General features: G+C 48.2%; 18 protein-coding genes. 3 read left to right on the forward strand and 15 right to left on the reverse strand.

Translation table 11 applies throughout. The features are described from left to right. Positions 1–36: 36 nt before the first annotated feature. The 4 genes from GWK09_RS02850 to GWK09_RS02865 form a co-directional block, all read right to left on the reverse strand. Positions 37–540 carry a porin family protein gene (locus tag GWK09_RS02850; protein WP_163691496.1) on the reverse strand — a complete coding sequence of 168 codons (504 nt, stop codon included), beginning with the start codon at positions 538–540 and terminating at the stop codon, positions 37–39. 211 nt (positions 541–751) lie between these two features. After that, on the reverse strand, positions 752–1,444 hold the full coding sequence (locus GWK09_RS02855; protein WP_163691497.1) for a LytR/AlgR family response regulator transcription factor: 693 nt from the start codon (positions 1,442–1,444) through the stop codon (positions 752–754). Next, on the reverse strand, positions 1,434–2,477 hold the full coding sequence (locus tag GWK09_RS02860; RefSeq protein ID WP_163691498.1) for a sensor histidine kinase: 1,044 nt from the start codon (positions 2,475–2,477) through the stop codon (positions 1,434–1,436). The genes GWK09_RS02855 and GWK09_RS02860 overlap by 11 nt, the downstream gene beginning before the upstream one ends. Positions 2,478–2,492: 15 nt before the next feature. Further along, on the reverse strand, positions 2,493–3,152 hold the full coding sequence (locus GWK09_RS02865; protein ID WP_163691499.1) for a hypothetical protein: 660 nt from the start codon (positions 3,150–3,152) through the stop codon (positions 2,493–2,495). 348 nt (positions 3,153–3,500) lie between these two features. Here GWK09_RS02865 and mscL point away from each other — a divergent pair, with 348 nt between their 5' ends. Next, positions 3,501–3,971 (forward strand): large conductance mechanosensitive channel protein MscL, encoded by a 471-nt coding sequence (gene mscL / locus GWK09_RS02870; RefSeq protein WP_163691500.1) that lies wholly within the window; start codon positions 3,501–3,503, stop codon positions 3,969–3,971. A 62-nt stretch (positions 3,972–4,033) separates the two neighbouring features. Here mscL and GWK09_RS02875 read toward each other — a convergent pair whose 3' ends face one another. From GWK09_RS02875 to GWK09_RS02895, 5 genes are all read right to left on the reverse strand, one after another. Further along, positions 4,034–4,591, reverse strand: a complete 558-nt coding sequence (locus tag GWK09_RS02875) for an REP-associated tyrosine transposase (RefSeq protein ID WP_163691501.1) — start codon at positions 4,589–4,591, stop codon at positions 4,034–4,036. A gap of 83 nt (positions 4,592–4,674) precedes the next feature. Further along, on the reverse strand, positions 4,675–6,816 hold the full coding sequence (locus GWK09_RS02880) for a glycoside hydrolase family 97 protein (protein ID WP_163691502.1): 2,142 nt from the start codon (positions 6,814–6,816) through the stop codon (positions 4,675–4,677). A gap of 84 nt (positions 6,817–6,900) precedes the next feature. Further along, complete coding sequence (locus GWK09_RS02885; RefSeq protein WP_163691503.1) at positions 6,901–9,297, reverse strand: alpha-L-rhamnosidase-related protein; 2,397 nt, start codon at positions 9,295–9,297, stop codon at positions 6,901–6,903. 85 nt (positions 9,298–9,382) lie between these two features. Then, entirely contained in the window at positions 9,383–9,892 is a 510-nt protein-coding gene (locus GWK09_RS02890) for a DUF3124 domain-containing protein (protein ID WP_163691504.1), read from the reverse strand. Between the two features lie 31 nt (positions 9,893–9,923). Then, complete coding sequence (locus GWK09_RS02895; protein WP_163691505.1) at positions 9,924–10,868, reverse strand: 3-keto-disaccharide hydrolase; 945 nt, start codon at positions 10,866–10,868, stop codon at positions 9,924–9,926. 382 nt (positions 10,869–11,250) lie between these two features. Between GWK09_RS02895 and GWK09_RS02900 the strand changes: the two genes are divergently transcribed. Continuing rightward, positions 11,251–12,561, forward strand: coding sequence for an OmpP1/FadL family transporter (locus tag GWK09_RS02900; RefSeq protein ID WP_163691506.1), 1,311 nt, complete (start codon positions 11,251–11,253; stop codon positions 12,559–12,561). A 128-nt stretch (positions 12,562–12,689) separates the two neighbouring features. Beyond that, positions 12,690–13,394, forward strand: a complete 705-nt coding sequence (locus GWK09_RS02905) for a sulfite exporter TauE/SafE family protein (RefSeq protein ID WP_163691507.1) — start codon at positions 12,690–12,692, stop codon at positions 13,392–13,394. Here GWK09_RS02905 and hypE read toward each other — a convergent pair. From hypE to GWK09_RS02935, 6 genes are read right to left on the reverse strand one after another with little or no spacing between them, the layout of a single operon-like run. Then, the gene (gene hypE, locus GWK09_RS02910) at positions 13,391–14,407 is read right to left on the reverse strand and encodes a hydrogenase expression/formation protein HypE (protein WP_163691508.1); all 1,017 of its coding nucleotides are present in this window, start codon (positions 14,405–14,407) and stop codon (positions 13,391–13,393) included. The two genes, GWK09_RS02905 and hypE, sit on opposite strands and share 4 nt — an antisense overlap. Positions 14,408–14,419: 12 nt before the next feature. Then, on the reverse strand, positions 14,420–15,514 hold the full coding sequence (gene hypD, locus GWK09_RS02915) for a hydrogenase formation protein HypD (protein WP_163691509.1): 1,095 nt from the start codon (positions 15,512–15,514) through the stop codon (positions 14,420–14,422). Then, on the reverse strand, positions 15,511–17,775 hold the full coding sequence (gene hypF, locus GWK09_RS02920; RefSeq protein WP_163691510.1) for a carbamoyltransferase HypF: 2,265 nt from the start codon (positions 17,773–17,775) through the stop codon (positions 15,511–15,513). The genes hypD and hypF overlap by 4 nt, the downstream gene beginning before the upstream one ends. Then, a complete protein-coding gene (locus GWK09_RS02925) occupies positions 17,772–18,320 on the reverse strand; it encodes a hydrogenase maturation protease (RefSeq protein WP_163691511.1) in 549 nt (182 codons plus the stop codon). Before GWK09_RS02925 ends, hypF begins: the two co-directional genes overlap by 4 nt. A gap of 16 nt (positions 18,321–18,336) precedes the next feature. Next, positions 18,337–19,092 carry a Ni/Fe-hydrogenase, b-type cytochrome subunit gene (gene cybH, locus GWK09_RS02930; protein ID WP_163691512.1) on the reverse strand — a complete coding sequence of 252 codons (756 nt, stop codon included), beginning with the start codon at positions 19,090–19,092 and terminating at the stop codon, positions 18,337–18,339. An 11-nt stretch (positions 19,093–19,103) separates the two neighbouring features. Continuing rightward, entirely contained in the window at positions 19,104–20,837 is a 1,734-nt protein-coding gene (locus GWK09_RS02935) for a nickel-dependent hydrogenase large subunit (RefSeq protein ID WP_163691513.1), read from the reverse strand. Positions 20,838–20,846: the final 9 nt, after the last annotated feature.

Genomic DNA, 20,846 nt, shown 5'->3' on the forward strand with positions numbered 1-20,846 from the left:
AGGTAGTTGAATCTCGATAGGATATGTATCATCCTTTTAAAATTTATATCCAAGACCCAATTGGAATCCACTGAGCTTTAAAGAGGCATCAAACTCATTGTCCTCGACCAGGTTGGACAATCCCAAGGTGTATCTGCCCTCTATGAGAAAGTTCTCTGAAATATCAAATGACAGGCCCAAAGCTGCCCCAAAATTGAATGATTTCTCACCTTCCTCGGTATTGAGCAGGAATCCGAAACTGGGGCCCACTGCCACATTGAACTTATCAGACAAACCGAATTGTGCCAACACGGGTACCTGAATCTGGTCCAGGTCCTGTATGGCGATATAATTGATCTCCGGCCTGATATCCAAAGATTCTGATACCTGGATCTCGGTGAACAATCCAATGTAAAATCCGGTCTCATTGTCGCTGATCTTAATCCCATCAAAATCCGCCTTGGCGGTTGCAAAATCGGCTCCGGCCCGGACACCGATACTTTGGGCGTTCATACTAAATAATCCTGCAATAATGCATACTGTGGAAAAGAGTGTTTTCATAGTTGAAGTGTTTTAGTAATTGATTTGTTTTATAAACTAAAGCAAGAACAAAATCAGAACATTATTAAATCAATTCGTCGAACACGTTTTTGCCCATGGCAAACAATGAGAATTGACCGACAATCCGTTTTACACTAGAGAAAACCGAAGAAAAGGGTGCTATTTCACTTAGTTGAAGGGGAAGTTCCGATGTGTCGAAGGATTAAAAAAATCAGAGGTTGTTCAGGATTCTAAGGAAATCGGATTTGAACTTTTGTCCGATGGGGATCTTGTGTTTCCCTATGAACACCTGGTTGCCGCTCAGGCTATTGAGCTTATCTAGATTGATGGCAAAGGATTTGTGGGACCTGATAAACTTCTTCTTAGGTAATTGATCCAGGATATTGGTAAAGGTGCTGTTGGTCAAAAGAAAATGGTCATCGATATGGATTTTTACGTAGTCCCCGTAGGCTTCTACAAATAAGATATCATCGATATTTACCTTGTGCAGGGTCTTGTCTGCCTTGACTATCAAATAATGATCCCTGCGGTCTGTGGGCCCTATCTGAGCACTCTTCTCTAACACCTTGGTGACTGCTGTATAAAATCGGTCAAAAGAAAAAGGCTTTAGAAGGTAGTCCACCGCATTCAGATCAAAACCGTCAATCGCATACTTTGAATACGCCGTAGTAAATATGACTTCAGGAGGGTTTTTAAGTGATTTTAAAAATGTCAATCCAGAGATCTTCGGCATGTTGATGTCCAGAAACATGAGGTCTATCTTCTCTTTCTGGAGATGCTGAAGGGCCTCCATGGCATCTCCGCAAATTCCGGCGAGATCCAAAAAGTCGACCTTGTTCACAAAGGTCTCCAGCACCTTTTGAGAAGTGGGTTCATCGTCTACGATCAGGCAATTAAGGAGCATCCTTGTATAATTTAAGCGATATGCTATACTTGTTTTTGCCTTCGATTATTTCCAGTTCGTGGGCATCCGGGTATACAATTTCAAGATTCTTTTTGATATTAGCCAACCCCACACCTGAATATCCTCCATTTAAATTTTCATAGTCTTCCCTTCTGTGGTTCTCAATGGTAAATTGAAATACATTGTCCTTTTGAACGAAATCTATGGAGATAAAGTTCTCATCTGACTTAGCGGGGGCTCCATGTTTGAAACTATTCTCAACCAAAGGCAATAAGAGCATGGGATATATAGAGAACTCTTCGTCCTGCACATCCTGCTTGAATAGGATCTTATCAGCTTCTTTATGCCTGTATCTTTGAAATGCAATATAATTCTTCAACAAAAGCAACTCTTCTTTTAAGGTCACCCGCGAAGTATTGGAATCATAAATAATATATCTGAGGACATCCGATAACTGGACAATGGCGTCCTTGGTCGTTTCCTTGTTTTCCAGGGCAAGGGCGTAGATCACATTCAGTGAATTAAACAAAAAATGCGGATTCATCTGGGATCTCAGGGAGGCAAGTTGCATTTGGATCTGCTGATTCTTTATTTTCAGTTGACGGTTTTCCGCCGTATTAAAGTGGATCCAGTCCTCAGCGAGCTTGAGCAAGGTGGTTCCTAAGAGGAAAATAAAAAATATCCCCGTTAACTCTGTGATTGAATAATAGGAGATAAAGAAATAATCCGGAAATACAAAGTCTATAAAATAATTGAAAAACCACCTGTTAAACAGAGTAAAAGCGAATAAATTGAGGATAAAAAACAGAATGAACGGCAGATACCTTTCCCGTTTCAGTAAAACGGGAATGATCAGATACAGGTTTATGAGAACGGGTATAATGATCGTGACCAAAAAACTTCCCGTATAGATATAATCTATTTTTTTAGGCAATTTGAAATGTGAAAATGAAAAGAGCAATAACACGAAGACCGCAGACCAAAGAATAGCATTGAACAACAACGGCCTGAGGTGACTCCTTGATATTTTCAATTCAACACTGTTCATTTATCGCTTAAAGTAATATTGTATGGTTTCACCTTTCCATTTATCCTGAATATCAGAATCTATGTATTTAGTAATGAATCTTTCCAATTCTTCCGATGAGGCTGTCAGCAAATATCCCGATTGATTCACCCCTGTTCTCTCATGCTTTATCTTTATCCGATCTTCATCCAACAATTGAACCAGTTTCTTCTCTGAAAACCAAAGTAATTCCACCGAGTTGTTATCATTTGAAAATTCCAGTTTTGCCAGGGTATGCATGCCTACAAAATGTCCCGTAGCTACCGGATTAATGGTGTTCATATCTACATCAAAGAGTGAAAAATCGAGAAAAAGCTGGTCCCTGATCTTAAATGGCATAGCCACAAAGGATGCGTTTCTATCCTCGTCTGAAAGCTCCACATAGTATCCATCCTTGTACATTTTGTATTCCTCAAGGTCTTCAGGAGACAGGTCTTCAGGGGATGAAACTTTTTTGTCTTTCAAGTACATCTCCTTGAAGGAGAACACCTCACAATAATTGTTCTTTTCATCATGCCATTTCCCTATAAATTTCCGTTCAAATGAGATACTGTCTTTCGTATAAAAGGGGAAAAGTGACTTTACGATGCAGGAGTTTAACAGAAAAACTCCCATCACTAAAATAATTCGTCTGTTTTTCATGATTTACCATTTATAGAATGTCCATCAAAAAAAGAAACTAGAGGAAGTAAAGGCAATAAATTTCGACAAACACGATGTGCAGGTCGACATTCAATGATTCTGTAAAATTAAAGTCTCTCAGAGACTCATAAAATTAAAGGAGAGTTCTATTCATCGTTCCTCTCCTGTCATACGCTAATCGGCAAGTATCTCTTCTAAAAGTATTGAAGATTTTCTAACCCTTTCAAAATTTAACTCTCTTGGGCATAGGTTTAGTTTTGGACTAGCATCAGGAACGATATTTTAATATATTTCGATAAGAATATTCTCAACATCTACTGCAACCAAAGGGCAGAAAAATATTTAATCATGAAACTCCAGCTCATCAAAGAATTCAAGGAATTCGCCGTAAAAGGAAATATGATCGACATCGCCATTGGGGTGATCATAGGGACGGCCTTTAACAATGTAGTCAACGTCCTGGTGAAGGAGATCTTCCTCCCTCCCCTCTCCTTTATGACTGATGGCATCAACTGGGAGAACAAGAAGATCATTTTAAGGGAGGCTGTCACCCTGGATGGGGTTACCAAGCCGGAGGAGATCGCCATAGGATATGGCAAACTCCTGGAAGCAGGATTTGATTTCCTGATCATTGGTTTTACGATTTTTTTGGTGGTCAAGGTCATGAACAAGATCCGAAACAAGGCAGATGATCCCAAAAACCAATCGGAAGCCACTCCCAAGAACATCGAATTGTTGAGCGGGATCTCAGAACTCATGGAAAGGCAGGTGGAGCTGCTGAAGAAGATAGAACAGAGCGGCCAAAATCAAAAAAAATAAACTGTGTGAGCTTTGAATCTTGCTACCGCTACCGCCAGTCTCCAGACTGGTGGTACCATATTCTACCCCAAAAACCCTATATCATCAATTTCCATTACGGAATGATCACCCTGAAGATTTCTTGCACTGCTAAATTTCCACTCTTCCGGATGTACTACAAATCCTGAACGAATCGGATTTTTATGAATATAATCCAATTTTTGTTTGATCACTTTGGCACTCCACAGTTCTACAGGTTTGTTATGATGTTGCCAAAGCTGGTAATTTTTGACATTCTTTTTTTTCGAAGCTGCGTTCCCGAACATTTCTAACAACCATTCTCTTCTACTTTCCCGAAAATTTTCCCGTATGGCAGTAACGATTCTTTTTGAAGTATACTTCTTGAAATCCCGGAGTAATGAGGCTGGATCTCCATTGAAAGACCGAAAGATAAAATGGACATGATTAGGCATAAAGCAATAGGCAAAAAGTTCCATTCCCTTTTCCTTCCGGCAGTATGTGATTGCCTCTGCCAGTATCTGAAAATAAGGTTGTCTTGTAAAGACATCTATCCAATACACAGTGGCAAAGGAAACGAAATAAGCTGCCTTTGGGTTGTGAAATTTGTAGTTGCGGCTCATCTTGAAAAGATAAACCGATTGACTGCAAATCGTTTACCATTCGATAAGGAAAATACCACAAGTCACAGACTTGCGATTACCCGTCATTTTTGCATCAGACTCAGCGCAAACCCGCCACCGGGTGCCAGTTTCACCTCAACGCGGTCTTCTGAGGTCACGTCCATGGAGGTGATCTCATAGGCCTCGGGATTGTCATCCCAGTGGGCATCCGGCGCATCCTTGTAAAGTACAGCTTTGTATGTTTTGCCAGGGTCGAGGAAATCGAGCCGAACAGTTTCTGTCCTTCCCTCCTCATCAGTGATTCCACCGACGAACCAGTTGCCTGTGCCCCTTTCCTTGCGGGCGATGGTTACGAACTGGCCCACTTCCCCGTCAAGGACATGGCTTTCGCTCCAGTCGACCCCCACATCCCGTATAAACTGCAAAGCAGGGTGCGGTTTCCCGTTCTCCGTGTAGTGTTCCGGCAGGTCGGCCAGCATCTGGATAGGGCTGTATATGACGACATACAACGCCAGCTGGTGTGCCAGGGTAGTACTCACCTGATTATCCGGTTTGTACTCGTCAAACTTGATATTAAAAATCCCGGGGGTGAAATCTATGGGTCCTGACAACATCCTGGTAAAGGCCACGGTGGGCAAATGGTCCGGGGGATTTCCCCCATCAGCAGACCAGGCGTTGAATTCTTGTCCCCTCAGCCCTTCCCTAGCGATGGCATTGGGATAGGTGCGTCGCTTCCCGGTATCCTTTATAGGTTCGTGGGCGTTGATGGCGATCTTCCACTTCGCAGCGGTTTCGAGGACTTTGTGGTAGTGCTCTACCATCCATTGGCCATGGTGGTATTCCCCTTTGGGAATGATCTTGCCTACATACCCTGTTTTAACACTATTCATCCCGTTGTCCTTCATGAACTTGTAGGCTACGGGCATTTGTTTTTCGTAGGTGAGAGGGGCTGCAGAAGTTTCGTGGTGCATGATCACCTCCACCCCTTTTTCACGGGCATAGGCCATGACCTTGTCAAAATCGTAATCCGCATAAGGCGTCATGAAATCGAACACCCCTTCCCGGTCGTCTGTATTGATCCATTTGTCCCAGCCGGTATTCCAGCCTTCTACCAAAAGGCCCTTGATCCCGTTCTCGGCGGCAAAATCTATATACCTCATCGCATTCTCAGTGGTCGCCCCGTGGTTGGGTTTGACCTCTCCGCTTTTCGTAAAGGTATTCATGCTCTGGCTCCCTTCCATGTCCCAGGTGGATTTTCCCAGGTGCATCTCCCACCAGATCCCCACGTATTTCATGGGGGTAAAATAGCTCACATCCCCAATCGCATTGGGGTCATTGAGGTTAAGGACGAGTCCGGATTCGATCAGGTCCCCGGCCCTGTCTGCGATCTGAATCGTCCTCCAGGGGGTGTTGAAGGGAGCTGAGATCACCGCCTTTCCCCCGGTCCTCTCGGATCCCACCAGTTCGCTCACCATACGGTTGTTTGAAGGATCCACTTTCAGGGTCATCCCGGCATAATCGGTAAGGTCTGCTTCGTGAAAACTCAGGTAGACCCCTTCGGCCGTCTTCATGGTTACGGGGGTGTTGACGGCATTCTCAGGGATGTAAGTCGCCTTCAGGTTGGGGTCGTTTCTTTTGGAGATCGCATCTATCCCGGAGAAGTTCGTCTCGTTGTAGAGGTGTTCGTAAATATCCCAGTCGCCCGGCTGCCACCACACCCGGTGGTCCCCGGTTAGGTTGAACTCGGTATTCTCGTCCGTGATCAGAATCTCTTCCATACCGGGTTGTTCAGGGAACTCGTACCGGAATCCTATCCCATCGTCGAAGGCCCGGAAAACGATATCCCATTTGCGGTTGGGAGCTTTGGTCTCTTCCAGGGCGATGCGCATCTCGTTGTAAAGATTGCGTACGCTGTCCTGTTCCCCCCAGGGCATGGGCCAGGTCTCGTCCTTGGTGTTAAAGCTGATCTCACTGATCTTCAGACCGTCCCTGAGGGAAGGCATCTCCTTGAAATCAAAACCCATGGTCGAAGGAAGGATTACGGGGCTTCCTTTATAAAAGACCTCATATTGCGGGATTCCTTCGCTCGTAAGACCAAAGGCGATCCTGATCTCCTCATTCGGGGATTCCAACACCGCATCAGGAAGGTTGGAACAACCGGACAGGATAATAACCAGGGTGGTTAAAAGAATGGTAATAGGGCGACTGATCAATGGTGATCTCATTTCTACAAGCTTTTTAAGTGAATGTTCCTAAAGATAAAAAAGTAAAGGGAAAAGGGCGAATGAACTTCGGACAGCGGCCTGAATTTACGAGGGGTCAAAGCTTACCTGCAACTCCAGCTCCGTTTCCGTTGTCCTAAATTCATAGAAACCTTCCACGGGCACGGCCTCTTCCTTGCCCACCATGACCATAAATCCTTTTTGATCGCTTTCGTCCCTTATTCTGAGTAGGATTTCCCACCCGGGCCGGTCCTGTTCTACCCGAATTTTGTAGCCATTGGACGTGGTTTCGTAAAAAACAGACAGGGCGTTGTCTGCGATGACCACGTTCTCCAGTGAAGCACTGGGCCAAGTTTGGGGGAATTGAGGAGTGACCACGACCTGCTTTTTTGAAGCCCTGGGCTGTATTCCGAAAAACTGCTGAACGATAGGGATGGCGAAACTGTAGATATTCCAGGCCTGGGTGATCATGCCGTAATCCGGGGACACCTCGTACATACTGCCTGGCAGGGCATAGCTAAAGGTACGGGCCATTCGCTGCAGGTAATTCAGGGCCTGGTCAGGCCTGCCATAGTTGTTCTCTGCCACGGCCTGCACTCCCGTGGGCAGGGTCATCACAGCCCCCGTATAGGAAAATACCTTTGACCCTTTAAAGGAGCCTTCGTCTGAGCCGGCCGACTCGTCCCGGTCTATCCCAGTAACAAATACACCAAAAGGATTCACAAAGGTTTCGGCGGTTTCCAGGGCCCTTAGCGCCTTGTCAGGATCAGCGATCCCCATTTCCATGGGGGTATTCACCACCCAGTTGTGATGGAGGACAAAGGGCCTTGGGGTGGCAGAAGGATTAGCCAAAATGGACTTTTTGGTGGCCTTGAGTTCTTCTACGGCCCAGGGTTTGTTCAGGGTATCGGCCCGGACGATGGCATCCTCTATAAGGTGAAGTGCTTGCTGGTCCGTTCCGATGAAATCGGCATAGGAATTGAATTCCTCTGACCAAAATTTTCTGTTGATGTCCTCCCTCAATTGATCGGCTTTAGCCTGATACTGCGCTGCGAGCTGCACTTCTCCCAATTCAGAGGCCATGGCCGAAGCATCTGCAAAGGCACGCTGGGTGTATGCCGCCACGTCTATCATTTCGCTGTCGAGCCCGTGGATCTCCATCATCCCGAACCCGTCAGGAAACCCATTTCCGTCCAAGTCCTTTTCCGACATCAGCCAGTTTAATCCCTTTTTGACCGTGGGAAAATAACGTTCCAGGAATGCCCTGTCCCCATTCCATTGGTATACCTCCCAGATCAGAGAAGCGAACTGCGGGGTTTCGTTTATATTCCCCTCGTTGAATACGGCTCCGTTCGTAGACACTTCATGAACGATGCGCCCGTTTCCGTTGGTCACTTCGGACAGGCTGTCGAGAAGGGCGATCGTATTGTAAACCGCCTCAGTCTGACCTACGGCCATATAACCCTTAAGGGCATATTCACTATCCACCCCAAACCACCAGGGGTAGTCCGGTATCCCTGCGGTAATTCCGCTGCCGATCTCAGGAACGGTCCGCACCAGCCAGTCGCAATTGTATTTCAGCCATTCAAAGGTTCGCTGCAAAGCGGAGTCGGGGATGGTGAGTCTGGATCGACCGGCCAATGCCTCATATCTCGTCTTTTTAGCCTTTAGTAGGGAGACCGCATCGGTTTTAATGGAGGTATAGGTCGATAAGGCGTCTTCCTCGGAGGTGTAGGAGCCTGCCAAAGTAAAGGTAAGGGTCCTTGTCTCGCGAGGGTCTAGATTCAGGGAATACGACAATGTGCCCGAAACACCCTTTCCGCGGTATGGGGTTTCTGCCTCGGTATGGGAACTCGATTTCAGGTCGGCCCCAAAGACCAGGTACCACGGATTTTCCTCGTCCTTTGCAACCCAGGTATCCCGGTCCTCATCGAATGAGATCCGGTCCTGACCATCTACCATGTTCGTCCTTTCACCCAGCCAGGTAGGCCGCAGGTCGGCATGACCCGTAAAGGAGACTTCCAAGTTTTTTTTGACGCCCGTTTCATTGGTGAGCACCAACTGCACGAGCATCCCTTCCTTTCCATCCGGGACGAATTGCCAGCGATCTGCCCGTATCCCCACCTCCTCAAATACAAAGGTATGGCGGTTGGCCATGGGGTAGTTGGTAAATGAACTTGCTTTATTTAGCATCAGTGGGGTCTCCCCGACGGTCAATTGGATATCAAAACCATCGAGTAGTTTGACAGGATGGTCCCACAACCCTCCCATCTCTCCTGTGATATGCCATCCCAGTTCCGGGAAGCTCCCATCCTGGTGGCCGACCAAATACACACGGTCTCCTGCGGTCACAAAAGGGGATTTCAGGTATTCTGCCTTGCCTATGATCGAAGGACTGTCCTTTAACACTTCTCCAAAAGAAACGGGTACCGGGGAGGAACACCCAAATAAGATGAAGGCCGTGAAAAGCAAAACCTTTTTCATATGGTCAGATCTATTGTAGTTGATTCTGGTTAAAGCCGATCGGAACAAGTCCTGTTCAGTTATATAAAAAGATCTTTAGTTCTTCTTATTTTAAACGCTGTCCTGTAGTGGCGAAAGAAAGGCCCTGTTGACCCGAAGTTGAGATCATGACAGCCTCAAAATGGGGTTCGGTAACTCCCGCTGCCGTCGCCCAGTCGAATAAGAAGTTCGCCCCTGTACCCCCTTCCCTGTCGTGTTCGTCTATTACGATCTCAATGGTCTCCATGGGAGCAATGAAGATCACATTCTTAAAGTACGTTCGGATCAGATTGCCATGTGTGTCGAAATATTCGGCACTTGTCAGATAGACCGTATCCACGCGGTTCATGTTCCTCATGCTTACCGTCGCGGTGAGGTCGTGCGTTAGGTGCTCTGTCTGACTGTAGATCTGTGAGTACACTGATAAATAGGTGCTCCCCGTCACCAGTGAGTCTGCCTCAGGAAGGCGGATGGTTCTTTTTCCCCAGTTTACCGGGTCTACGGAACTGTATTCCTTCTGATCCTGACAAGACCAGAATACGAAAGCGATGAGCGATATCGAAAAGATGTATTTCATTTGAATAATCAGTGTTCCTATTTAATAATGCCTATTGAACAGGAGTGGCGATCGTTATGTTTCGATACTCCACGGGACCGTGATCTCCCTGCAAAAAGATAGGTCCGGGTTCCCCTTCCCGGCTGTCCAGAGCTCCTCCGGTGATCCCCGGGATGATCTGACGGTGGATGATGGTCTTCCCGTTAGCCTCGATCGTAACGCGTCTTCCTACCAGTGTAATATCATATGACTGCCATTCCCCTGGTTTTTTCGCGACATTCTCATTGGGTGTCAGGAAGCCGTAAACACCTCCAAGGTAGACCGAAGAAGGATCCTTTCCATAGCTGTCCTCAACCTGTACCTCGTAACGCCCACGAAGGTATACTCCTGAATTTGAATGTTCCGGGTAGCGGAATTCGATATGAAGTTTGAAGTCCATATACTTTTCTTCGGTCATAAGGTTACTGCCAGAAGCAGGACTTGAAAGTACTCCGTCCTTGACAAACCACTGATTCGGGCCGTTCCCCTGGGCTTTCCAGCCTTCGAGGCTGTTCTCTTTCAGCAATGCCTTGGGCTTCGACCATTTTTCCGGATCCGGATACAGTAATTTTGGCGCCCGTACACCCCTGAAAGCATGGGGCATACCCGTATGATCCAGGAGAGTGCCTTCCATAGCATCTCCGTTGACGGTACCGGTAAACATCATATAGTGCGTGCCTATCCATTGAGGGGGAATACTAAAACTGACCAGGCTATCCCTGTAATGCACCTCGGAGATGGGCCTGGCACTTCCGGCGAAACTGACATAATGGCCAACCAGGGCTTCGGTCCCTGATTGTTTGACCTCGAGCCAGGAAGGCACCCACTGGTCCTCCAGTTGTACCTCGAGGTCCCAGTGGCCCACAACTTCAGGAGTTTGCTGAGCTAACAGATCTCCATGAGCGACCAAACAGAGAGATGCAAAAGATATCAGTTTAGAAATCAGAGGAAGTTTCATAGTGTTCAATTTTAGGATCAATAGCTAAAGATAGAAAATATTATGCCTTTCAAGGTAGGGTATGGTGACCCTTTCCGATTCTTCTCACCGAATGCAGGTGCACATTGAATGCTTTAGTGATTGACCTTTCATCAAGACCTTTTTTTTAAAGGTATTCACCTCTCTCTATGAATGGGATCTAGGATGATGGCAGAATTTGAAAATAAATATTCAACATATTGTTTATCAAGTATTTAGAACTTGTGTAACCCAGGTTACACTGGTAGCATCCTATGACATTCGTCAGGAATTTACCTGTTTCTTGCCTTTACATTTGTGCCAATATATAACAGCGATCACCTCATTAATTCAACAAAAATCGGATCGCAAAAGACTATTCACTATGAGAAACTATCTGGTTACCTTCGGAATGAGCCTGCTGGCCACAGTGGCCTTTTCACAGGCCGGACATATTATGCAGGGAGTGGGTTCCGTCAATATGTCCATGGGCGGAGCAGCCACTGCACAACCCCTCGACATCTCCGGGGCACTGCAATGGAACCCCGCTTCGATCTCCGTATTTGATGAAAATCAATTGAAGTTAGACATTGGGTTGTTTTTTTCTTCTCCGGAGCTCAGCTCTACTGTCCCTGAATTTGACAGCAATGGTCAGCCCACAGGGAATTTCTTCAGCGGGACCACAGCCGACGATCGCGGAGTATCCATTCTTCCTTCCCTGGCCTATGTATGGACCTATCCCGATAGCAAACACACACTTGGGATCTCTGCCTTTGGGATCAGTGGATTTGGTGTGACCTTCCCGGAGAGTGGTACCAACCCCATCAATATGCCACAGAATATGGGAGGATTTGGTAGGGTAGAATCCGATTACAGCCTGCTGCAGGTTGGACTCACCTGGGCCTATGAAGTGTCGGATGTGTTCTCCATAGGGATCGAGCCTACCTTTAACTTTGCAACCCTAGAATTGATCCCAAACCCCACAGCCAACCCCACCGGAGCAGGTTATCCCAATGCGGATAAGGCCACCGCGATTGGCTTCGGAGCCCAGTTTGGCCTGTTCTATCAGAGTCCTTCCGGTTTCAAGGCAGGTGCTTCCTATAAAACCAAACAGGTATTTGGTGATTTCAGTCTGGATAATACCTATCTGGACAACAGCACCTCTACCAATGACTTTAAGATTAATTATCCCGCTATTTACTCCCTCGGACTGGGGTATTCCCTGGGTAATGTAGACCTGGCCCTGGACTACCGGCTAGTAGACTATGAGAATACAGAAGGTTTTGCAGAATCTGGCTGGACTCCCACGTTCTCAGTCGCCGGGTTCGGCTGGGAGAACATTAATATCATATCCGCAGGGATTCAGTATAAGGGAGTGAATAAATTACCCCTTCGCCTGGGTTATACCTACAGTTCAAACCCCATCAACAGTGATCTCGCATTCTTCAGCGTACCTGCCACGGCCATCATCAAGAATGCGTTCCAGTTTGGGTTGAGCTATGAGTTCAGCGACCGTTTCTCCCTGGATGCCGTTTATCACTATGGTTCGAGCGGGGATGCCACCTCAGGGCCCCTCCTGAATCCACAGTTCATCCAGAATTCCCCTCCCTACGGGGCCATCCCTCAAAGTGAGGTCGCCTACGATATGACGACTTCGATGTTCATGATGGGTGCCAGTTATTCCTTTGGGAAATAAAACCATGGGCAGTAGATCCCTCGAATAAGATGGAAAGCGATGTCCCGGCTCCGGGGCGTCGCTTTTTTTGAATTCAAAATGAAAGAAAATCGTAGCTTTAGGAAGCTTTCTCTAATCTGTTCGCGTCCATGGTGAGTTCCTTTCCTTTTGTCGCTGCCCTGATGGCCTCCATGCTCCACGTGATCATGGGACCGGACCACCTCGCAGCCGTTACTCCCTTCGCCCTGGAATCGAAGCGCAAAGCCTGGAAGATTGGACTTTCCTGGGGTCTTGGGCATCTGGCCGGCATGCTGGGAATAGGAATCCTGTTTGCACTCTTCAAAGAATTGATCCCCGTAGATCTTATTTCGGCTTACAGTGAACAACTGGTCGGCTTCGTCCTTCTCGGCATAGGGATTTGGGCGCTTTACAGGGTGTTCAGAAAAGAGAAAGGGCATTCCCATCTTCACGTCCACAGCGAACAGGGTCCGCTGATCCACAAACACCCCCATAATCACAGTCGGGAAAAAAGCCACCACCACAAACACCCAGATAGTGCCAAACAATCGCATTGGGCGTCTTTTTCAATCGGGCTTTTGCACGGGCTCGCCGGAATTTCCCATTTCCTGCTATTCCTGCCTGTACTGAGTTTTGAAGACAATACCGACGCCTCTGCTTATATCCTTGGATTCGGTGCGGGTATTGTGCTGTCGATGACCTTGTACACCTTTGTTTTAGGAAAGGTAGCTTCATTGACCAAAAACGGTCATAACGATCTGTTTTTTAAAGGGATCCGTTTTTCCGGAGGTCTTTTTGCCATCGTCATCGGGACCTACTGGATTTTTAACTTCTAACAGATACGGGGCAGTTGTTCTCCCAGAAGCGGGCTCACTACGCGTTTACCGCCTATACTACTGTGCATGACCACCTTTGAGGGATGTTCTGTGGTGAATGAACCCACTGTGACGGCATGTTCACCTTTAGGATTTCGCCTCATGAGATCGAGGACCTCAGCTTCTACGGAGGCATCGGCTATGACCACCAGCACCCCTTCGTTGGCCACATAAAGGGGATCCAGACCAAGGATCTCACAAGCAGCAGCCACCTGCTTTTCCACGGGCAGGGCTTTTTCGTACAGCACCACTCCTTTCCCAATATCCGTGGCGATCTCGGACAGGACGCTCGCGAGGCCTCCCCTGGTGGGGTCCCGGAAGAGGTGGATCTTTTCCCCAAAAGCATCCAGCAGCTCCCTGACCAGGAAATGCAAGTAAGTGGTGTCACTTACAATATCCGATTCGAATTCCAGGCCTTCGCGCTGCGACATGATGGCCATTCCGTGTTGGGCCAAAAAGCCATTCAGGATGATCTTGTCTCCCTCCTGGATCCTGTTTGCGGATATCCTAGCCCTGGGGTGAACAGTCCCAATCCCTGTGGTATTGATAAAGATCTTGTCACCCTTGCCTTTCTCCACGACTTTGGTATCCCCGGTCACAATCTGCACTTCGCAGGTATCGGCCGTCCGTTTCACTGAATCTACGATCTCCCGGAACTGGGGGACAGGCAATCCTTCTTCCACGATAAAAGAGAGGGAAAGATAAAGCGGGATCGCACCGCACATGGCTACGTCATTTACGGTGCCGTGAACTGCAAGTTCACCTATATTGCCGCCTTTGAAAAATATGGGAGACACCACAAAGCTGTCTGTGGACATCGCCAGAGGCCCCGCAATGTCCAGGATAGCACCGTCGTGTTTCTTATCGAGAAAAGGATTGCTAAAGGTCTTGAAGATGATCTCGTCCAGCAATTCACGGGTCATAAGACCTCCACTGCCGTGGCCCAGGTGAATATGAGAATATTTGTTGCTCATTGGCTCAGAGAATCAGGATGAAATAAGGTTATCAGAATAGTGATAATAGGCTGCACAGGCCCCTTCAGACGAGACCATGGGCGCCCCGAGAGGGCTGGCTGGGGTACAGGTCTTCCCAAACTCACTGCATTGATGGGGCTTTTTGATCCCTTTCAGGATCTCCCCGGCAATACATTTTGGGTTCTCAGGGGCCTGAATGGAGTGCATACCGAACTTCACTTCGGCATCATACGCCTTGTATTCCTCCCTGATGATATATCCACTATTCGGGATGACGCCTATCCCTCTCCATGCCCTGTCACCAATCTCAAAGAGGGTATGGATCACTTTTCTCGCCTCGGTATTCCCTTCCCTCCGGACCACCCTGGCGTATTGATTTTCAACCTCGCACCGTCCTTCTTCCAGTTGTTTTACGGCCATGTATATCCCCTCAACCAGATCCAGTGGTTCAAAACCCGTGATCACAATGGGGATGTTGTACTCTTTTGCAAGAGGAGGATATTCCTCCGTCCCCATGATAGCACAGACATGGCCCGCTCCCAGAAAGGCATCGATATTACAGAACTCATCATCGAGAATCCCGCGCATGGCAGGAGGAACAAGGACGTGAGAGACCAGGATGGAATAGTTGGTCAGGCCCTCTTTCTGAGCGTGTAACACCGACAAGGCATTTGCCGGAGCAGTGGTTTCAAATCCCACAGCGAAGAAGACCACTTCTTTATCGGGATTTTCCCGCGCGATCTTTACAGCTTCCAAGGGAGAATACAAGATTCGGAGGTCCCCTCCATTGGCCTTGGCCTCCTGCAAACTCAACCGGCTTCCCGGAACCCGAACCATATCCCCGAAGGAACACAAGATGACGCCCTTTTGCAATAATTCTACCGCCTTGTCTATCAGGTTGAGGGGGGTCACGCAAACAGGGCATCCGGGGCCGTGTATCATCCGAACGTTTTCCGGCAAAAGTTCCAGTATTCCGTTCCTGACCAGGCTATGGGTTTGTCCTCCACAGATCTCCATGATGTTCCAGGGTTTTGTCACTGTCTTTTCTATCAGCTTCAGGTAATCCCTGGTAGGTTTCAAATCCCGGTATTCCTTAAGGTATTTCATGATTCCGGATTAAGATGTACGTAATAGGCTATCTGACCAAAAGCGATGTTCTCATCATTGGGAGACAAAGCCCTATTAAAGTAAAGCTTATAATTGTCTTTACCAATTTCCCGGACCATGTCTACGAGGGTGGCATTCTGAAAAACTCCCCCACTGCATGCGATATGATTCATATTAAATCGCTCCGCCACCTGAAAGATGATTGTAGCCAGGGTAAAGAGAAAGTCACGTACGATCTGATCTTTAGGCACGCCTGCCAGCATATCTTCGTGAATCCTGGTGATCAGGTCAAATGAAGGGAGTTTTCCGTCTTCCCCTAAGTCCACATAAGGATGGCATTCATTGAGATCATATCCCGTAAGGCAGTTCTCCATCAGGATGGCGGCTTCTCCCTCGTACGAATTTCTGTCGCAGATCCCGAGCAGTGACGCCACAGCATCAAAAATGCGGCCCACCGAGGAAGTTTTCAGGGTATTCTTTTGAATGACCTTCCCGTAAATCCGCATTTCCTCCGGGGTAAATTTGTCCTCCAATACAGGGGTCATTGCGGTTCCCGAAAGCGAAAAAAGGGAGAGTCGGGGTTCCAGGGCCATTTTATCCCCGGCCAGCCAGTCAAAGTATTCGAAATGGGCAAGGCGTTCCATCCTCCCCATCTTATAACCGAAAAATTCACCCCCCCAGATCGCACTGTCTTCGCCATAACCTGTGCCGTCCCATACCACGCCCAATACGGGCTCCGGGGATCTAAAGAGCTCATTTTCTCCCAAAACAGAAGCAAAATGGGCTTTGTGATGCTGGATCCCACGGGCTTCCCCTTCCCATTCGCGGGCCCGGACCAATGCAAATTGTGTACTGGCATAGGCCGGGTGGAGGTCGTGGAGGACCACCTCGGGGGTGGTCTCAAAAACCCTTACAAAGAATTCGACCGTATCTGTGAATCGCTGGTAAACGTCCATATGGTCGAGGTTTCCCAAGTACTGGCTCAGATAGAGGAAGTCGTTGGGAAAGAAGGCAATGGTGCTTTTCAGGTGAGCTCCCATGGCGATGACCTTTTTGGGTGGCACAGGCAAGCTCCCGTAATAATTGGGAGCATAGCCACGGGATCTGCGAAAGATGATCTTTTGAGAGGTTTTCTCCGAGTATTTCACTACAGAATCATCCTGTGGATTGGTGACCTCCAGAGTGTGGTGCAGGAAGTAATCAGCGACCTCCTTCAATGCCACAACCGCTTCTTCCTCAGAACTCAGGATGGGCGACCCGTGAATATTCCCGCTTGTGGCGACGACGGGGAAATGAATATTTCGCATCATCAATGACATGAGTGCTGTATAGGGAATCATCACACCCAATTGCCTAAGTCCAGGGGCCAGTGCTCTTACAGCCAGGTCCCCCTTATAGCCATCAGCGGGAAGGAGAACGATAGGTCTTTCTGCACTTGTGAGTTCCTTTCGATGATCTTCGTGTAAACTCAGGTCCTTTTCCAAAGCCGAAAGGAAGGGATAGAGAATGGCGAAGGGTTTGGTGGGTCTTCGCTTTCGCCTTCTAAGTTCCATAACCGTATCCTCGCTCCGGGCATCACAGCAGAGGAGATAACCGCTGGTATTCTTTACAGCCAGGATCTTTCCCTGGAGGAGAATCTCAGGAACCTTTTGGCAAATAGATTCAGGATCTCTACTGAGCACTTTTCCTGAATGATCCGTCAGGGCGAGCTGAACCCCACAGTGGCTGCACGAATTGGTCTGAGAGTGAAACCGCCTGTCGAGGGGATCCCCGTATTCCTTCACGCAGTCCTTACACATCGGGAATGAAACCATATTGGTATGGTCGCGTTCAAAAGGAAAAGCGTTGGTGATGGCCCATCGGGGACCACAGTAGGTACAGGTAGTAAAGGGATAGTTAAACCTTCTGTTTGCAGGATCTGAAAGCTCTTTCTCACAATCTTCACACAGGGCAAAATCGGGTGTTAACTGCAGGTTGAGCCTGGCATTCTTCTCAGATGGGACGATGGAAAAATCGTTGAATTCCCGTTCTTCCATTTGTTGGACGGAGTGCGACTTTACTCTGGCGACCCTGGGAGGGGTTGTGACCAGTTGTTTGCAGAATTGCTGGAGATCGTTGTCAGTGGCAGAGGCATAGATAATAACCCCCTCCTCATTGTTGGATACCGTCCCTTTGATCCCCAGACGAGCGGCCTCAGAATATACAAAGGGCCGGAACCCGACCCCTTGTACCTGTCCTTTGATCACGATCCTGTAGGTCATGTTTCCGGTGTGATTTCATTTCTGATAGAACTGACCAGTTCCAAAATCCGATCTATTGCTTTGGGGATAGCTGCCTCCACTTCCGGAGAAAGGTCGACCGTCATGGGAGTGACCCCGGAAACGGAGATCGTTATAAGGAACAACTCCGGTTGTGAATCCATCAGGTAGACCGCTTCGATCATATCCTTCAAACCCACGTCATGTACGCTGAGGGCCGAAGGAAAATCGGCTGCAAACTTAGGTCTCAGAAGTGAAACGGAACCTGCGGGCTTACCATCCATGGTAGCGTCCACAAAAATGATTTTTCCGTATGCCTCAAAACAACTCAGTAGCAGGAATCCTCCCGTTCCTCCGTCCAGGATATCCACTTCGGCAGGCAGCTCCATGGAGGCCATCTCCTGGATAAGGTGCACCCCCACTCCCTCGTCCCCCATGAGGTAATTCCCAACTCCCAATACGAGTAAGCTCGAGGATTTGTCTTTCTCAAAGAAAAAGGCATCACTGCTGACGGCAGTAGGGGTTTCGATCTTTCTGGATATGCCCATAGACTGCTCTGTTACTTTAATGGGTGGTTTCGGGTTCCGGCTCAATAACCGGAGGTTTTACATTCGTTCTGTTAGGCACCTTCTTCGACATACGTTCCTTGGAGACGAATTTATACCCACCAAACATGGAGGAAACTTCTCCCCTGCCCTCCAGCCAGTCGTGATAAAATACGAGGTAGACATGGATCAATGTGAACAGGATGAACAGCCAGGTAGCGGCATGGTGGATGGTCCTCACGATAAAATCGCCTCCCATAAAGGGCACTACCCAGGCAAACAGGTCGGCCAGCCACCATCCAGACATTGAGGAATACAATCCAAAACCAGTGAACACCTGGACCAGGGCTATGACGAACAGGGCCAGATAAGACAGGGCCGCCATGGTATTATGCCCCACACTGATATTCTGGATATCGGGGTTCTTTTCATTTTGCAATAAAATATCCACCCTCAGGACATGCCAGAGGTTGCGCCACATCTTTTTGTCCCTTGGGAAATACGCCTTCCAGCTGGCAAATCGGTTGCCCACAAAGGCCCAGTATACCCTCAGGATCATATTGAAGAAAAAGATATAGGCAGCGGCAAAATGGATAAACCTTACCGTGCCGAACCAATAGCTTTCACTGGCCTCTGCACTAGACATGAGGGCAGGCGGATCTGCGATAATAAATCCAGTGATGGCCAGGGTAGTGAGGCAAAGCACGTTCACCCAGTGAAATATTCGTACCGGAAGTTCCCAAACATACACGCGTTTATAGGTTCTTGTTCTCATCACATCAGGATTTAGATATCACAACTCGAGATGTTCTGAACCTTTGAGATATGGTTCCCGTGCTCGTCGTACAGATGCACGGCACAAGCCAGACATGGGTCGAAGGAGTGTATGGTCCGGATGATCTCCAACGGCAATTCAGGATCTGCCACAGGGGTGTCCAGCAGGGTCGATTCATAAGCCGAGCGTTGTCCTTTAGGGTCCCTGGGAGATGCATTCCACGTAGAGGGCACCACCAATTGGTAATTTTCCGTCTTTCCTTCCTTGATCCTTATCCAGTGGGCCAGTGATCCCCTGGGCGCTTCTGAAAAACCAACACCCTTGGATTCGGTTGCCCACTTTTCGGGTTCCCATTTGTCCATATTGGCCATACGGGTATCCCCGTTCTTGATATTCTGCAAGAGGGTGTTGTAGAACTCCATGGTCCAGTTGGCGACCAGCTGGGTCTCTATTCCCCGGGCAGCGGTCCTGCCCAAAGTGGAGAATAGCGCATCCACAGGCACATCGAGGTGAGCCAATGCACCGTTTACGGCTTCCTGCACTTCCTTGTTTCCCCGGGCGTAGTTCACCAGGAGACGGGCCAGCGGACCAACCTCCATAGGTTTGCCCCTCCATCTGGGTGTCTTGATGAAACTGTATTTCTGCTCAACATCCAAATATTCATATGGGGGTTTAGGCCCGGAATACTTGATGTTTGTTTCACCATCCCAGGGGTGTTTCCCTTTATCTGCCCCTTCGGCATAGTTCTCATACCAGGAGTTGTTGACAAATTCCGCTATATCCTCATTGCGGTGATCCACATCATAGACCTGGGAGAGATCCCTGTCCAGAATAATCCCCTGCTGGAACTTAAAGCTGGAAATGTCATTGTATCCATTGGTTGGGAAGTCGCCGTAACACATATAGTTTCCAAAGCCTTTGCCGATAGCCCCCCAGTCCTTGTAGAAGGAAGCAATAGCCAGAAGATCCGGGATGTAGACCTGCTCGATGAATCGTTTCCCTTCTTCCAGAAGTCGGCCTACATAGGCCAGTCGCTCTGCGTTGAGTCCGCCCGGACTCTCCGTATTGATTGCACAGGCCATACCACCTACCAGGTAGTTGGGGTGGGGGTTCTTACCTCCGAAGATGGTATGAACCTTCACGATCTCCTTCTGCCATTCCAGTGCCTCCAGGTAGTGTGCCACTGCCAGGAGGTTTACTTCGGGTGGGAGTTTCATTTGGGGATGTCCCCAATATCCATTGGCAAAGATGCCCAGTTGTCCGCTTTCCACGAACTTGGTGATGCGTTTCTTCACATCGGAGAAATACCCGGGAGAACTCTTGGGCCAATTAGAAATACTCTGCGCGATCTCGGAGGTCTTTACCGGATCGGCATTGAGGGCGTTCACCACATCTACCCAGTCCAGTGCGTGGAGATGGTAAAAGTGTACGGAATGGTCATGCATATACAAAGCCCCTTCCATAATGTTCCTGACGAGTTCCGCATTGGGTGGGATCTGGATACCCAGGGAATCTTCAACCGCCCGGACGGAGGCCAGGGCGTGTACGGTAGTACATACTCCGCAGGCCCTTTGAACGAATGCCCAGACATCCCGGGGATCCCTGCCTTTTACGATGTTCTCAAGGCCTCGTACCATAGGGCTGGAGCTGTAGGCCTCGGTGATCTTCCCGTCCTTTACCTCTACTTCTATTCGCAAGTGACCTTCAATCCTAGTGATGGGGTCGACTACAATTCGATTAGCCATGATCTTATT

It is taken from the genome of Muriicola jejuensis, assembly GCF_010671595.1.
In the GTDB taxonomy this organism is placed as follows: domain Bacteria; phylum Bacteroidota; class Bacteroidia; order Flavobacteriales; family Flavobacteriaceae; genus Muriicola; species Muriicola jejuensis.